The organism is Collinsella sp. AF31-11 (assembly GCF_003475605.1).
Lineage (GTDB): Bacteria > Actinomycetota > Coriobacteriia > Coriobacteriales > Coriobacteriaceae > Collinsella.
In genome coordinates this window covers 28,912-44,378 of sequence record NZ_QRQS01000010.1, presented here as the reverse complement: position 1 = coordinate 44,378, position 15,467 = coordinate 28,912, and the positions used below count along the sequence as shown (strand labels likewise).

At 60.9% G+C, this 15,467-nt stretch carries 12 protein-coding genes; 9 read left to right on the top strand and 3 right to left on the bottom strand.

The window, feature by feature from the left end; all coding sequences use genetic code 11:
* Positions 1 to 9 precede the first annotated feature (9 nt).
* Together DWZ22_RS07555 and DWZ22_RS07550 are read left to right on the top strand one after the other, a co-directional pair.
* Entirely contained in the window at positions 10 to 1,215 is a 1,206-nt protein-coding gene (locus DWZ22_RS07555; RefSeq protein ID WP_199407132.1) for a site-specific integrase, read from the top strand.
* A gap of 161 nt (positions 1,216 to 1,376) precedes the next feature.
* Positions 1,377 to 1,823, top strand: coding sequence for a low molecular weight protein-tyrosine-phosphatase (locus DWZ22_RS07550; RefSeq protein ID WP_117743459.1), 447 nt, complete (start codon positions 1,377 to 1,379; stop codon positions 1,821 to 1,823).
* A 170-nt stretch (positions 1,824 to 1,993) separates the two neighbouring features.
* Here DWZ22_RS07550 and DWZ22_RS07545 read toward each other — a convergent pair whose 3' ends face one another.
* Both DWZ22_RS07545 and DWZ22_RS07540 read right to left on the bottom strand, forming a co-directional pair.
* Positions 1,994 to 2,323, bottom strand: coding sequence for a TIGR04076 family protein (locus DWZ22_RS07545; RefSeq protein ID WP_117743458.1), 330 nt, complete (start codon positions 2,321 to 2,323; stop codon positions 1,994 to 1,996).
* On the bottom strand, positions 2,316 to 3,140 hold the full coding sequence (locus tag DWZ22_RS07540; protein ID WP_117743457.1) for a PfkB family carbohydrate kinase: 825 nt from the start codon (positions 3,138 to 3,140) through the stop codon (positions 2,316 to 2,318). The genes DWZ22_RS07545 and DWZ22_RS07540 overlap by 8 nt, the downstream gene beginning before the upstream one ends.
* 548 nt (positions 3,141 to 3,688) lie before the next feature.
* On the opposite strand from DWZ22_RS07540, the gene DWZ22_RS07535 reads away from it, so the two are divergent.
* The 3 genes from DWZ22_RS07535 to DWZ22_RS07525 are packed head-to-tail and all read left to right on the top strand — an operon-like array spanning position 3,689 to position 7,914.
* On the top strand, positions 3,689 to 4,195 hold the full coding sequence (locus DWZ22_RS07535) for a MarR family winged helix-turn-helix transcriptional regulator (RefSeq protein ID WP_117734890.1): 507 nt from the start codon (positions 3,689 to 3,691) through the stop codon (positions 4,193 to 4,195).
* The gene (locus tag DWZ22_RS07530) at positions 4,188 to 6,002 is read left to right on the top strand and encodes an ABC transporter ATP-binding protein (protein ID WP_118405823.1); all 1,815 of its coding nucleotides are present in this window, start codon (positions 4,188 to 4,190) and stop codon (positions 6,000 to 6,002) included. The genes DWZ22_RS07535 and DWZ22_RS07530 overlap by 8 nt, the downstream gene beginning before the upstream one ends.
* Positions 5,995 to 7,914 carry an ABC transporter ATP-binding protein gene (locus tag DWZ22_RS07525; protein WP_118405822.1) on the top strand — a complete coding sequence of 640 codons (1,920 nt, stop codon included), beginning with the start codon at positions 5,995 to 5,997 and terminating at the stop codon, positions 7,912 to 7,914. Before DWZ22_RS07530 ends, DWZ22_RS07525 begins: the two co-directional genes overlap by 8 nt.
* A gap of 236 nt (positions 7,915 to 8,150) precedes the next feature.
* On the opposite strand, the gene DWZ22_RS07520 is transcribed toward DWZ22_RS07525, so the two are convergent.
* Entirely contained in the window at positions 8,151 to 9,029 is an 879-nt protein-coding gene (locus DWZ22_RS07520) for a LysR family transcriptional regulator (protein WP_118405821.1), read from the bottom strand.
* A 232-nt stretch (positions 9,030 to 9,261) separates the two neighbouring features.
* On the opposite strand from DWZ22_RS07520, the gene DWZ22_RS07515 reads away from it, so the two are divergent.
* The 4 genes from DWZ22_RS07515 (at position 9,262) to DWZ22_RS07500 (ending at position 15,134) form a co-directional block, all read left to right on the top strand.
* Positions 9,262 to 10,143, top strand: coding sequence for an SDR family NAD(P)-dependent oxidoreductase (locus DWZ22_RS07515; protein ID WP_118405820.1), 882 nt, complete (start codon positions 9,262 to 9,264; stop codon positions 10,141 to 10,143).
* 65 nt (positions 10,144 to 10,208) lie between these two features.
* Positions 10,209 to 11,465: an MFS transporter gene (locus tag DWZ22_RS07510; RefSeq protein WP_118405819.1), complete on the top strand. Its 1,257-nt coding sequence runs from the start codon at positions 10,209 to 10,211 to the stop codon at positions 11,463 to 11,465.
* Between the two features lie 69 nt (positions 11,466 to 11,534).
* Positions 11,535 to 12,575, top strand: coding sequence for a Gfo/Idh/MocA family protein (locus DWZ22_RS07505; protein WP_006235665.1), 1,041 nt, complete (start codon positions 11,535 to 11,537; stop codon positions 12,573 to 12,575).
* A gap of 411 nt (positions 12,576 to 12,986) precedes the next feature.
* Complete coding sequence (locus DWZ22_RS07500; RefSeq protein WP_118405818.1) at positions 12,987 to 15,134, top strand: Tex family protein; 2,148 nt, start codon at positions 12,987 to 12,989, stop codon at positions 15,132 to 15,134.
* The last annotated feature ends 333 nt before the right edge of the window (positions 15,135 to 15,467 follow it).

Below are 15,467 nucleotides of genomic sequence, written 5' to 3'. Positions count from 1 at the left end.
AGCCTGCTAGTGACTGTGAGAAAAGACAGCAAAGGGCGAATCCTCAGACGCGGGGAAAGCCAGAGAAAAAACGGCCGTTACTGCTTCAAGTATGTGGATGCAAGAGGTAAAACGCGGAGCGTCTACTCGTGGACCTTGACAACTCATGATCTAACTCCGAAGGGGAAGAAAGCCAGTCCGTGCTTGCGCGCGTTGGAGCATGAGATCCAGCGCGATCTGCTTGATAAGGTCGCGCCGAACAATATGACAGTCTACGAACTCGCATCTCGTTACACTGAAACAAAGACTGCCGTGAAACAATCCACTCGAGCCGCCTACAAGACAATCCTCAATTTTCTTGCTACAGATGAATTCGGCTCGCGACGAATATGCGGTGTCACCTCCCTTGATGCCAAGGAATGGCTCATCAACCTGCAAAAAATCCACGGCAAGCGCTATAGCACAATCCATAGCATCCGTGGTGTTCTGAGACCGGCGTTTCAACTGGCAGAGGAGAACAGCCTGATTCGCCGAAATCCCTTCTATTTCGAGCTCGCAACGATACTGACAAACGACATGGTTACACGCAAGGCCTTGGCCACTAACCAAGAACGCAGATTTCTTGCTTTCGTGGAGGGCGATGAACACTTTCACCGCTATCGTGACGCCATCTACATCCTTCTAAATACGGGCCTGCGCATTTCTGAATTCTGCGGTCTTACCGTCGAAGACCTTGATTTCAAAAACGGAAGCATTCGGGTAAACAAGCAACTTCAGCGGACCAGCAACATGCGATACTACATCGAACGTCCCAAGACGGAGAGCGGGATCCGCTATGTTCCCATGACTCAAGCCGTGACAGAGTGTTTCAGGAGTATCCTTGCGCAACGTCTAAAGCCTTCGAGTGAGCCGGTCGTTGACGGTGTTAGCGGTTTTCTGTTTCTTGATAAAAACGAGATGCCGCGTGTTGCCCTGCACTGGGAGAAGTACTTCCACCACGCGATAGAGAAACATAATCGCATCTACAAGGATGAGCTTCCCAAAATCACACCACATGTCTGCCGACATACCTTCTGCTCGAAGATGGCACGCAGGGGAATGAACCCTGCGAAGCTAAAATGCATCATGGGCCACTCCGACATCAACGTGACTTTTAACACATACACCCATCTTGATTTCGACGACGTCAGAGAGGATATGCTGAAAATTGGATGCAAAGGACGGTCAACATTGTGACAACAAGTCGTAAACCCTCGTTCTTTACGACAATTCTTACGACGCTGGAAAGAAGAATAATCCGCTCATTTATGAATCAATTTGATATTCTGTCCTTGACGAGGGATCAAAAAGCAGTGCGATTATCTGCGAAAACTCTGATATTCGAGAGGTTTTAGCCAATGCGCAAAATCCTATTTGTCTGTCATGGGAACATCTGTCGCTCGACGATGGCTGAGTCGGTGTTTGCCGAGCTGGTGCGCCGTGCTGGGCGCGAGGCGGAGTTCGTCATTGATTCTGCCGCGACCTCGACCGAGGAGATTGGCAACCCTCCGCATCATGGCACCGTCGCCAAGCTGCGCGAGGTCGGGATTCCCGTCGTTGCGCACCGCGCGCGCCAGGTTCGTCGCGCGGAGTATGGTGACTGGGACCACATCGTCTATATGGATGCCGAGAACGCGCGCGGCCTGCGTCGCATCTTCGGCGACGATGCCGACGGCAAGATTTCGCGGCTGCTGGATTGGACCGATCGCCCCGGCGACGTCGCCGATCCCTGGTACACCGGCAACTTCGATGCCACCTACCGCGATGTGCTCGCCGGCTGCACGGCCATGCTCGAGCAACTGTAGGCGCCCGGGCGGCGCGGATGCGTGAGCCACGCCATCGGCATAAAATGAGCGTGGATAATCTCCCGCATACAAATTGAGCGTGGATAATCTCCCACTTTGAACGCAAAACGGCGCTCTAAACGGGAGATTATCCACGCTCATTATCTTGGTGGGAGAAAATCCACGCTCGATTACTCGTCGACGATCTCGGCGAGCCAGACGTTCAACGTATCGACCTCGGGGCAGCAGAACTTTGCCGTACCGGGCTCGTTGCCGGGCACGGTTCCGCCGTAGCGCAGGATGTCGATATAGGGAAAGCCCACATGGCAGGCCATGGAGCACATCTTGCCGCGATCGCGGTCGAAGTCGAAGACGTCGCCGGGCTTGTGGCCATGGTGGCAGCGGCACGTGCCCAGCTGGTCCACGCAGCTAATGCGGATACGTGGGCGCTTGCCGCGTGGCGCGCCGAGCAACTTGCCCTCGCTCGCGGGCTCGGGGCCGCTTTCGCTGGCGCTACTCATGGTCGATCACATCCAGGCAGGCCTCGATGGGCAGGCCGGCAGACTTGTCCTCCTGGTCAGCGTTGCGCTCGATAAGCTCGGCCACCACACGCATGGCATCGGCCGTTGCGTGCTGCAGGCTCCAGCCAGCCATAACGCGACCGACGAGCACCGCCGAGAACGTGTCACCGGTGCCCGGGAAATAGACCGGGATCAGGTCGAAGGGAATCGTGAAGTACTCCCCCGCCACGTGGTCGTAACCGATGACGGCGTTCGTGCCGTCGACCACAGCGCTCGTAATGACCACCGACTTGGCGCCCAGCGCGCGCATGGCGTCCACAAGGGCGTGGGCCTCGTCAGGCGTGATTTGCTCGGCAATGGGCGTGTCGGTGAGCAGGCACGCCTCGGTATAGTTGGGCACCGCATAGTCGGCGCACTCGAGCAGATGCCTCATGAGACCGATCGTGGACTCGGGCACACCGGCGTAAAGTTTGCCGTTGTCGCCCATGATGGGGTCGACGAATACCTTGGTGCCCTTTTGCGCGCGGCGGTGGCAAAAGTCTGAGATGATGCGCGTCTCTTCTTCGGTCACGATAAAGCCAGTGGAGATGGCGTCGAACTCAAAGCCGAGCTCTTCCCAGATGGCGAGACTCTGACGCACGTACTCCGTGGTGTCGTGGATGTAGAACTTGGGGTAGTTGAGCGTATCGGACACAAGCGCCGTCGGCAGGTTATGGATACGGTAACCCATGTGCGACAGCACCGGCAGCATGGCGGAAAGCGCGACCTTGCCGTATCCGCACATATCGTTGATCAGCAGCAGCTGAGTGTTCTTCATGAGTGTCCCCCTTGGGTCGGGCGCGGCGCGGCGGCGCCACAGTGCGACTAAGTGTAGCGCAGGGAACGCTACGGACGAAAGCTTGCGCCGTGGAGGACAGTTTGTTGCGGAAAGGTTTCGGAAACGAGGGGCTAGCCTGCTTCATTGCGGCCCATTCGCCGCCACTCATTCAGTGCCATTTCAAAACTACACCGGATTACGGGGCTGAACCTGAATGAGTCAACCACACCCTCTATTTTCAAATCATAGCAAGCCTTCTACCTGCGGTTTTCTTTTTACCAATTTCGGTATGGTCGACAATCCGCAGTTCAGCCCCGTAATCCGGCATAGTTTTGAAGTTAGTCATTGGGGACGTTCTTAAATGACTAGTCAAACAAGAACGTCCCCAACGACTAGTCGTTTAAGAACGTCCCCAACGACTACCCCGATGTTTTGCGGCGCCGTAACTAAATAAGTTTGGTACCTTGACATTCTTGTGTGGCACTCCTAGATTAGTTAGGCACAAAACAATTCCACTACCTAACTAAAGAAAGGAGCGATACGAATTCATGTGCGATGAACCCCTTAACCTTCGCCCGCATGAGCCCGGCGGCGATCCTTCGGAGCCGGCAGACGTGCCCGAAGCAGTTAACGGCGAAGACAAGCTCGCCAAGCGCATCCTGAGCGGCCTGGGTTTTTGCGGCCATTACATGCATTTTCATGGCGGAGGCGTGTCCGGCAAGGCGCCCATCATCTGCCTGCTGGCCAAGCAGCCCGGCGGCGAGATGTCGCAGCAGGAACTCGGCATGCACTTTGACCTCAAGCCGGGGTCGCTTTCCGAGATCCTGTCCAAGCTCGAGCTCAACGGCCTCATTGAACGCAGCCGTAACCCCAAGGATCGACGGCAACTCACCATTCGTCTGACCGAAACCGGCCGGGAAAACGCCCGCATCGACCAGGCGGCCCGCATCCGCTTTAGAGAACGGGCCTTTAGCGCGCTCACCCATGACGAGCGCGAGGACCTCGCCGAAATGCTCGAGAAAATCCGTGTAACCTGGGAGGAACTGGATGATTAAAACCCTCATGGGAAGCATCCGCGACTATATGAAAGTCACCGTTGCCACGCCGCTGCTCGTGCTTGGCGAGGTGCTCTGCGAGATGCTGATTCCTTTTATCACCGCCAACCTGATCGACGCCATCAAAGACGGTGCCACCGTAGCCGAGATGCTTCCCACCGCAGGCTTTTTGGTGCTCATCGCGCTGACGTCGCTTGCTTTTGGCGCCGCTGCCGGCGTCACCTGCAGCCATGCGAGCTGCGGGTTCGCCAAGAACCTGCGTCACGACCTGTTCTACAAGATCCAGACGTTCAGCTTTGCCAACATCGATGAGTTCTCGAGCTCCTCGCTCGTCACGCGCCTGACCACCGATATCAACAACGTGCAGCAGGCCTTTATGATGATCATCCGTATCGCCGTGCGCGCGCCGCTGGTATTGATCTTCGCCTTTACCATGGCGTTTATCATGGGCGGCAGCGTTGCCATGGTCTACCTGGTCATCATTCCGCTGCTGGGCTTTGGGCTGTTCTTTATCATCTTTAAGGTGCGCCCCATCTTCTCGCGCGTGTTCCACAAGTACGACGCCCTTAACGAGTCCGTCGAGGAAAACGTCACCGGCATGCGCGTGGTTAAGAGCTACGTGCGCGAAGACTTTGAGAAGGAGAAGTTCGCGACCGCCGCACGCGACGTCCAGATGGACTTCACCCGCGCAGAGAAGCTGCTCGCCTTTAACAACCCCATGATGAACATCTGCGTCAACGGCGCATTTGTCGTCATCATCTACCTGGGCTCCAAGCTCATCATCACGAGCCAGGGTACGCTGTTCGACGTGGGCCAGCTCTCTTCGATCTTTACCTATGGCTTCCAGATCCTCATGAGCCTGATGCAGCTGTCGATGATCTTTGTCATGGTGACCATGGCCGACGAATCGGCGCACCGCATTACCGAGGTGCTGGCCGCCGAGCCCACGATCGCCGATCCCGCCGAACCCGTGCTCGAGGTGGCCGACGGCTCCATCGACTTTGACCACGTGAGCTTTAAGTATTCTGCGCATGCGAAGCGCCAGGCGCTCGACGATATCGACCTGCACATTAAGAGCGGCGAGACCATCGGCATCATCGGCGGCACCGGCTCGGCCAAGTCCACGCTCGTAAACCTCATCGCCCGCCTGTACGACGCCACCGAGGGCACCGTGCGCGTGGGCGGCATGGACGTGCGCGACTACGACTTGGACGCCCTGCGCCACCAGGTCGCCATGGTGCTGCAGAAAAACGTGCTGTTTAGCGGCACCATCGCCGAGAATCTGCGCTGGGGCGACCCGAACGCCACCGACGAGGAGGTCCGCGAGGCAGCACATCTGGCCTGCGCCGATGAATTTGTCGACGGCTTCCCCAAGGGCTACGACACCTGGATCGAGCAGGGCGGCTCCAATGTCTCGGGCGGTCAGAAGCAGCGCCTGTGCATTGCGCGTGCCCTGCTGCGTCGCCCCAAGATCTTGATCCTGGACGACTCCACCAGCGCCGTCGACACCAAGACCGACGCCAAGATCCGCGCAGGGTTGGCAAGCTATCTGCCCAACACGACCAAGCTCATCATCGCCCAGCGCATCAGCTCCGTGCAGGACGCAGACCGCATCATCGTCATGGAGGGCGGCCGTATCGCGCAGATCGGCAACCATGACGAGCTGCTCAAGACGAGCGAGATCTACCGCGAGACCTTTACCTCGCAAAACAAGATGTCTGCCGAAGGCGAAGGGGCCGTCGAAGCCGGCACCGAGGCATCCGTAACGCAAGCTCAGAACCAGGAAGGAGGCGAGGCACATGAGTAAGGCAACGACCGCCGAGCGCGCGCTCAACCGCAAGGGCGGCACCATGTCGCGCCTCATCAAGACGCTTTTTGGCTTCTACCCCGCGCTTTTGCCCCTCGTCGTCGCCGGCGTGGTGCTCTGCGCCATCATCAACTCCATCGGCGCGACCTTCCTTCAGAGCGCCCTGCAGATCATTAGCGAATCGTGGCAGTCGGGCGACTGGGAAGCCGCACAGCCCAAGATTGCACAGCTCGTGACCACCCTCGCCTGCATCTACGGCGTCGGCATCCTGTCCTCGCTCTTCTGGAACCGCGCCATGGCCATCGTCACGCAGGGCTCGCTGGAGAAGCTGCGCGAGAAGATGTTCAACCGCATGCAGGACCTGCCGATCCGCTACTTCGACACGCACCAGCGCGGCGACATCATGAGCCACTACACCAACGACATCGACACGCTGCGCCAGATGATCAGCCAGTCGCTGCCCAACCTGCTCATGACGACCATCGTCATCGTCACGGTGTTCTTTATCATGCTGTACTACAGCGTTTGGATGTGCCTGGTCATTGTGGCGGGCGTCGCCTTTATGACCTTTATGACCAAGCTGCTCGGCTCCAACTCCGCGCGCTTCTTCATTGCGCAGCAGACCGAGCTCGGCGTGGTCGAGGGTCATATCGAGGAAGTCATGAACGGCCAGAAGGTCGTCAAGGCATTCTGCCACGAGTCTGCCGCCGAGGCCGATTTTGACGAGCGCAACGAAAAGCTCTTCGAGGTCTCGCAGAAGGCCAACATGTACGCCAACATCCTCATGCCTATCCTTATGAACCTGGGCAACCTGCTCTACGTGCTGGTCGCACTGGCAGGCGGCATTTTCCTGGCGCTGGGCGTGCCCAACCTGAGCATCTCGGGCATGACACTGTCCATCGCCGTCGTGGTGCCGTTCCTCAACATGACCAAGCAATTCTGCGGACAGATCGGTCAGATCTCGCAGCAGATCAACGCCGTGGTCATGGGCCTCGCCGGCGCCGACCGCATCTTTGAGCTCATCGACGAGAAGCCCGAGACCGACGAAGGCTACGTGACGCTCGTCAACGCGCAGGTGAACCCCGATACCTGGCAGCTCGAGGAGGCCGACCACCACACCGGCATGTGGGCGTGGAAGCATCCGCACCGCGCGACCGGCGAGATCGAGTACGTACCGCTGCGCGGCGACCTGGTCATGGACAACGTCGACTTTGGCTACACGCCCGACCACGAGGTGCTGCACGGCGTGTCTGTGTTTGCTAAGCCGGGCCAGAAGGTCGCGTTTGTCGGTGCCACCGGTGCCGGCAAGACGACCATCACCAACCTCATCAACCGTTTCTATGACATCGCCGATGGCAAGATCCGCTACGACGGCATCAACGTCAACAAGATCCGCAAGGCCGATCTGCGCCGCTCGCTGGGCGTGGTGCTGCAGGACGTGAACCTGTTCACCGGCACCGTGATGGATAACATCCGCTACGGCAACCTGGACGCCACCGACGAGGAGTGCATCGCGGCGGCCAAGCTCGCGGGCGCGGACGACTTTATCACCCGCCTGCCCGACGGCTACGACACCATGCTCACCGGCAACGGCGCACAGCTGTCGCAGGGCCAGCGCCAGCTGATTTCGATTGCACGCGCCGCCGTCGCCGATCCGCCGGCAATGATTCTGGATGAGGCCACATCGAGCATCGATACCCGCACCGAGGCCATCGTGCAGGCAGGCATGGACAAGCTCATGGAGGGTCGCACGACGTTTGTCATCGCACACCGCCTGAGCACCGTGCGCAACTCCGACGCGATCATCTGCCTGGACCACGGCCGCATCATCGAGCGCGGCAACCACGACGAGCTGATCGCCAAGCGCGGGTATTACTATCAGCTGTATACGGGTGCGTTTGAGCTCGAGTAGGACCGGCTACTGACGGAGGGTGCCCCGGGGCGGGCGGGGTAATTCCTCCGTGCTCAAACATTCTCGCTGCGCTGCGAAACTGCGCGCGGAGGAAATACCCCGCCGCCCCCGGGGCGCCCTCCTGCGCGCGATCAGCCCGTCATTAAAAACGGAATAAAAGTTTGCGAGGCCCTGGCCGTTTGGCCAGGGCCTCGTTTTGTGTGACAAAGGGACTGTCCCTTTGTCACACAAATTAACTACTTGAGGAGTTGGGCCATGGCGTTGACGAATTTTTGTACTTGGAGGGTGGGCTCGAGCGGGTAGTGCAGATAGACCGGCACCTCGCGGCCGCACAGGAACGGCACGCCCACAAAGGCCGGATGCACGCCCGACCACGCGCCGCAGGTGAGTACCGCGTCGCCTTTCTCCTCGGCCTCGTTAAAGAGTGCGAAGTCGAAGCTGTCCACGTCGATCACGTCCACGCCGCCGTCGGCCAAAAGGTCGATGCGCAGACTGTCCATGGCGTCGTTGCCGTGGCGCAGCACGCGCAGGCGCATGCCCTCCAAGTCGGCAACTGTGATGCGGCTCTTACGCGCAAGCGGGCTCGTGCGAGGCACATCGATATAAAACGGCACGTTGACGATGAGGAGCTTTTGGCACGCATCGCCCCAGCGCGGGGTCGAAAAGCTCGACTGCACCACATCGACCTCGCGGCCCAAGCTGCGCATAACGGTCTCGCGCTCGTCGTACAGGTCGCTCACCGGCACGATCTCAAAGCGCAACGACGGCTCCAACTCGTGCACGCCCGTCCACATCGAAAGCGTCTGACGGCCTGGGCACATCATCGATACGCCCAGGCGCACCGCGCCGCCATCGCCCGCTGCGCGTCGGGCACGGCGCAGGGCATCCTCGGACTGGCGCATGATCGAGCGTGCATCGTCGACCACCAGCGCCCCCGCCGGCGTCACCTTGACGCCCGAATGCGAACGCTCGAACAGCGTAATGCCGAACTCAGCCTCGAACCCCGATACCTGCTTGACGAGCGCCGGCGTCGACACGCGCAGCTTTGCCGCGGCGCGCGAGAAACTTCCCAGCTCCGCGGCGGCCGAAATGGCCTCAAGTCGTCGATCGTACACGTCGTCTCTCCGTTTTCGCTCGTACGGCCACACGGTGCCGCAGGGGGTCGTTTTCGCAGGTCACATGCTCAGCACAGGCAAATTGCGGCACACGGTGTGAACCTACGGTTAACGCCATTCTAACAAATATGCAATTCACCTGCGCAAATGCAAAGCATACGATAACCAGCGAAAACCACGTGGGTCGGTTAATGGGAGCGACCCACCGGGAGGCACAAGAAGGGAAGTTCCTATGAGCAACTGGCTTAAGCTCGAGGGCGATGTCTGCGCCGTGACCGGCGCACTCGGCGGTATGGGCGTCGAGATTTGCCGCGAGTTCGCCCGCAACGGCGCCAACGTCGTCCTGCTCGATCTAGACGAAGAAAAGGTCAAGGCCGCTGCCGCCGACCTCGCCGCCGAGTTTGGCATCCACGCCGAGGGTTACAAGATGAACGCCACCGACGAGGCCGAGGTTCAGGCCGCCGTCGACGCCACCATCGCCGACTTCGGCCGCGTCGACGTTCTCGTCAACACCGCCGGCATCCTGCGCTTCGCCGCCATGGAGGACCTGCCGCTGAGCGACTGGGAGCAGGTGCTCAACGTCAATCTCACCGGTTACTTCATCACCTCGCAGCGCTTTGGTCGCGAGATGATCAAGGCCGGCCAGGGCCGCCTGGTGCACATCTCGACCGTCGCCAGCCACTCCCCCGAGACGTTCTCGGGCGTGTACAGCTCCACCAAGGCCGGCGTCAACATGATGTCCAAGATGCTCGCCGCCGAGTGGGGCCCCTACGGCGTCCGCTCCAACTGCGTCGAGCCCTGCTTCGTTAAGACCCCGATGTCGGCCAACTTCTACGCCGACACCGAGGTCGAAAAGAGCCGCAGCCGCCTGATCGCCACGCGTCGCATCGGCGAGGTCAGTGATATCGCCAACGCCGTCATGTTCCTGGCGTCCAAGCGCTCGGACTTTACCACCGGCGACGCCATCAAGGTCGATGGTGGCTTCTCCAATATGATGGGCGACCTCACCGCCAAGCCCGGCGGCCGTCGCGCCTATGCCGACAACTACCTCAAGAACAAGGGTGTCGAGCTTTGGTCCGATGAGTCCGGCGTCGCCAAGCCGACTGACCAGTAAACCAACCTAACAGGGAGACCCGCGGATACGACCGCTCCTCCCCCGTATCGATTAGAAAGAGTCCAATGGCTTCCACCAACTCCAACAAGGGTCGCGCCGTCGTGCTTTCCGCCGCGTGCGTCACCATGTTCTTCATCAGCTCCATCGCGCTGTATTCCGTCGTGAGCAAGAACCTGCTCGCCGTCTACCCCGAGTGGTCCAGCGCCCTTACCTGGGCTTTCCCGGTCTTCCAGACCATCATGGCCGTGACGGGCATCTTCGCCGGCCGCATCTCCGATAAGATCGGCCCGCGCAACGTCGTGATCGCCGCCGCCGTGTGCTACGGCCTGGGCTGGTTCATGTCCGGCACCGTCACCGAGCCGTGGCAGTTCTACCTGTGGTTCTCGCTCGTCGCCGCCATCGGCAACGGCCTGGGCTACAACCCCGCGCTCACCACCGGTCAAAAGTGGTTCATCGACAAGAAGGGTCTCGCCTCCGGCATCACCCTGGCCGCTTCGACCGCCGGTCCCGCCGTGCTGTCCCCGGTGCTCGCCTCGCTGCTCATCCCAAGCCTGGGCATCTTTGGCGCCCTTAAGGCGCTCGGCGTCATCTTCTTTGTGATGATCACCGCCTCCGCCCTGTTCCTGAAGGCCCCCGAGGCCGGTTGGCTGCCCGAGGGCTTCGAGGCCCCCAAGGGTGGCGCACATGCCGGCACCTTCGGTGACCTCACCCCGGGCGAGATGGTCAAGACCCCGCGCTTCTGGGTCCTCATCGTCACCTTCGCCTTTGCCGCCACCGCGGGCACCCTGCTCGTGGGCAAGGTTGCCTCCATCGCCGCCGTCCAGCTCTTCGCCGACCCCACGAGCGCCGCGGCCGTCGCCCTCGGCGGCGTGGTGGTCTCCGTCAACACCTGCGCCAACCTGGTTGGCCGTCTGTCCTTTGGCCAGATCATCGACAAGCTCGGCGCCTATAAGTCGCTGCTCATCAGCCTTGTCGTCACCATCATCGCACTCGTCATCATGTCGATGAGTTTTACGCAGAGCATGTTCTTTGTGGCGCTCGCCCTGCTCGGCTTTAGCTTTGGCGCCCTGCTCGTCATCTACCCGCCGCTCACCGGTGGCGCCTTTGGTACCAGCAACATCGGCGTCAACTACGGCATCATGTTTTTGGGCTATGCCGCTTCCACCTGGATCAGCCAGCCCATCACCGCCGTGCTGTATCACGCCGAGGCCGGCAGCGCCGCCTACCAGCAGTCCTTCTACGGCGCCATTGTGATCGCCGCCATCGCCGTCGTGCTCACCGTCTACATGATGGTCTCCGACAGCAAGAAGAAGTCCGCCTAGTTTTACCGATGCGACAAAGGGACAGCCCCTTTGTCGCATTCCACCGGTCACCAGTATTAAGGAGTCGAAATGTCTGAGCTCAACCCCGTCCGCATTGCCGTTATCGGCGCCGGCGCCATGGGCCGCAACCACATCCGCTTTGTCACCGAGGAGCCCGAGGCCGAGCTCGTCGCCATCGCCGACGCCTTTGAAGGCGCCCGTGCCACGGCCGAGGCCGCCGGCGTGCCGTTTTACACCGATCCCGCCCAGATGATGGACGAGGTCAAGCCCGAGGCCGTCATTATCGCCACGCCCAACGACCTGCACCTGGGCGTAGCCCGCGAGGCTGTGAAGCGCAACATCGTGCCGCTGGTCGAAAAGCCGATCTCCAACGATCTCGAGGATGCCCAGGCCTTCGCCGCCGAGGCCGAAACCGCCGGCGTGCCCGTGCTCGTGGGTCAGCACCGTCGCCACAACCCCTTCGTCAACAAGGCCAAGGAGATCATCGAGTCCGGCGAGCTGGGCAAGCTCACCGTGTCGAGCTTCCACTACATGATCTATAAGAATGACGAGTATTTCGATGTCGAGTGGCGCCGCAAGAAGGGTGCCGGCCCGATCCTGGTCAACCTGGTGCACGACGTCGACCTGCTCCGCTACCTGCTGGGCGAGCCCGTTGCCGTCCAGGGTATGCAGTCCAGCGCCGCCCGCGGTTTTGAGACCGAGGACTCCGCCGTGGTCAACGTCCGTTTTGCCGATGGCGCGCTCGCAAGCATGACCATCTCCGACGCCACCGCCAGCCCCTGGAACTGGGAGGCAACCGCTCGCGAGGATCCGCAGTACCGCCCCTTCGACGCCGACGCCTACTTTATCGGCGGCACTAAGGGCGCCCTGTCGCTGCCCCGCCTGCACCAGTTCTCCTACGACGGCGCCTCTAACTGGCACAAGCCGCTGCAGATGGAGATTCCGGCCGTCGACCCGGCACTGCCGCACAAGATGCAGCTCAAGCACTTTGTAAAGGTTGTTCGCCGCGAGGTCGAGCCCGTCGTGACCCCCGCCGATAACGTCAAGACGCTCACGCTTCTCAACGCCATCAAGGAGGCCGCCGAGACCGGCCAGCTCGTCGAGCTGTAATGCCTTAAGAGCGACCGCGGCAGAAACCCCATGCCGGACCCCTCGGTCCGCCACCAACAAGTCCCTCTTCTTTGCCCCGCGAGCAGCCTCCTGCCCGCGGGGCATTTTGCTACCTTGCCGACGATTATTCTGGAGCGAGGCTATTTTGCGCCTCAGCTTAGTTCGTTCGCCACGAAATGGGCCTATCTACTACGTTCAGCCGACCACCCTCAACCATGCCGAATTTCGCGAAATAAAAACCGCAGGTAGACGGCTTGCGTATTTTCGGAAAACCGGGGGATGGTCGACCCATACGGTTCAAACGTAGTAGATAGACCGTTTTCGTGGCGCGGCCCCAAAAACAGTCTTTTGGGACGGGTGGTATCCTTGGTAGCCCTGTGCTGCAAACGCACCTTAAACGCAAGGAGTCCCATGGATCTTATCGCCCAGCTCGCCCGCGAGCTCAACCTTAAGGCCGTCAACATCGAGGCAGCCGTCAAGCTCATCGACGAGGGCAACACCATCCCCTTTATCTCGCGCTACCGCAAGGAAGCCACGGGTGGCATGGACGACGTCGCCCTGCGCGCACTCGACGAGCTCCTGTCCTACCTGCGCAATCTTGAACAGCGCAAAGAGGACGTCATCCTGCTCATCGATGCCCAGGGCAAACTCACGCCCGAGCTTGAGCAGCAGATTCGCGAGGCCACGCAGCTCCAGCGTGTCGAGGACCTCTACAAGCCCTACCGCAAAAAGCGCATGACCCGCGCGCAGAAGGCCCGCGAGGCAGGCCTGGAGCCGCTCGCCAACATGATCATCATGCAGGCCTCGGCCAAGAGCAGCGCGCTCGACGCCGCCGCGGCCTACGTCAACGAGGAGGCCGGCTTCGACACGCCCGAGAAGGCGCTCGCCGGCGCAGCGGACATCGTGGCCGAGACGGTGGCCGAGGACCCCGAGAACGTTGCCGACCTGCGCGCCTTTACGCAAAACACCGCCGACATCGTCGTCGAGGCAACCGACCCCGCCGAGAAGACCCCCTACGAGCCCTACTACAGCTATGACGAGCCGCTGCGCCGTATACCCAATCACCGCGTGCTGGCTATCGACCGCGGTGAGCGCGAGGGCAAGCTCCGCGTGCGCGTGAACGTCGACGGCGCTGCCGCCACGGCACGTCTCGGCAGCCGTTGGCCCCGACGCCAGGGCGTCTTTGCGCCCGTCTTTGACGCCGCCATCGCTGACGGTTACAAGCGCCTCATGGCCCCTTCGCTTGAGCGCGAGGCCCGCGCCAAACTCACCGTCCGCGCTCAGACCGAGGCCATCAATGTCTTTGCTAAGAATCTCGAGGGTTTGCTCTCGGCGCGCCCCGTGCGTGGCGCCCGCGTGCTCGCGCTCGACCCGGGCTACCGCACCGGCTGCAAAGTCGCCGTCATGGACGAGACCGGCAAGCTGCTCGACCACGGCGTGGTCTACCCCACCAAGCCGCGCCACGACGTCGCCGGCACCAAGCGCGAGCTCGCCCGCCTCGTCAAGAAGGACGGCGTCAACACCATCGTCATCGGCAACGGCACCGCCAGCCGCGAGACCGAGGAAGTCGTCTCGGAGTTCATTGCCGAGCAGGCGCCCGGGCTGCGATACACCATCGTCAACGAGGCTGGCGCATCGGTGTACTCCGCCTCCGAACTCGCGAGCCAAGAATATCCCGACCTGGACGTCACCGTGCGTGGCGCCATGAGCCTGGGCCGCCGCCTGCAAGACCCGCTGGCAGAGCTCGTCAAGATTCCGCCCCAGTCCATCGGCGTGGGCCAGTACCAGCACGACCTTGACCAGGCCGAGCTTTCGCGCACCCTGGGCCACGTGGTGGAAGACGTCGTCAACCGCGTGGGCGTCGACGTAAACACCGCAAGCGCGAGCCTGCTGGGCTACGTATCGGGCATCACGCCGAGCGTGGCAAAGAACATCGTGGCCTACCGCGAGGAAAACGGCGCCTTTACCGATCGTCGCCAGCTTAAGAAGGTTCCCAAGTTAGGACCCAAGGCATATCTCAACGCCGCGGGCTTCCTGCGCATCAGCGGCGGTATAAACCCGCTCGATGCGACAAGCGTCCACCCCGAGAGCTACGAGGTGGCCACGGCCGTCCTGGAGCGCGCCGGCGTTAAAGCAAGCGAGCTCAGCCGCGGCGGCGTGCCCGACATCGAGCGCCGTCTGGGCAGCATCTCGGCGCTGGCAAGCGACCTGGACTGCGGTACCCTGACGCTCATCGACATTGTCAACGAGCTCAAGAAGCCCGGCCGCGACCCGCGCGACGACGCGCCCGAGGTGGTCTTTAGCCGCTCGGCACTTTCCATCGACGACTTGGAGCCCGGCATGGAACTCAAGGGCACGGTGCGCAACGTCGTGGACTTTGGCGCCTTCGTCGACGTGGGCGTGCACCAGGACGGCCTCGTGCACATCTCCAAGCTTGCCAACCGCTTTGTCAAGCACCCGAGCGACGTGGTGCGCGTCGGCGATACGGTCAAAGTGTGGGTCGAGAAGGTCGATCGCGACCGCAAGAAGATCTCGCTCACCATGGTGCGGGGCAAATAGGCCGCTGCAGACGCTCGGCGGGTCCCATTCCGCCGAGCGTCTCTCCTTCTAAAGCGATTTGGCGATATCCCGAAGTGCGAGACGCCGTTTCCGCTAATCCTCACCTGCAATTTTTGAGATATTCGGCCTCACTGGGCCGCGATAACACCTCTTCAAAGTGCAAGCTCAACAAATAAGCGTCAGATATTCTACAAACGTCCTATATTTGCACCCGCAGAGGTGCGGTACGGGACGTTTTTCAGCCATATTGGCAATCTTGACGGCACCCTGAGGCCGAATATCTCGATTTTTGTTAGTGGAGCACTTATGGGCACGAACCGCAAAGACCTCGTT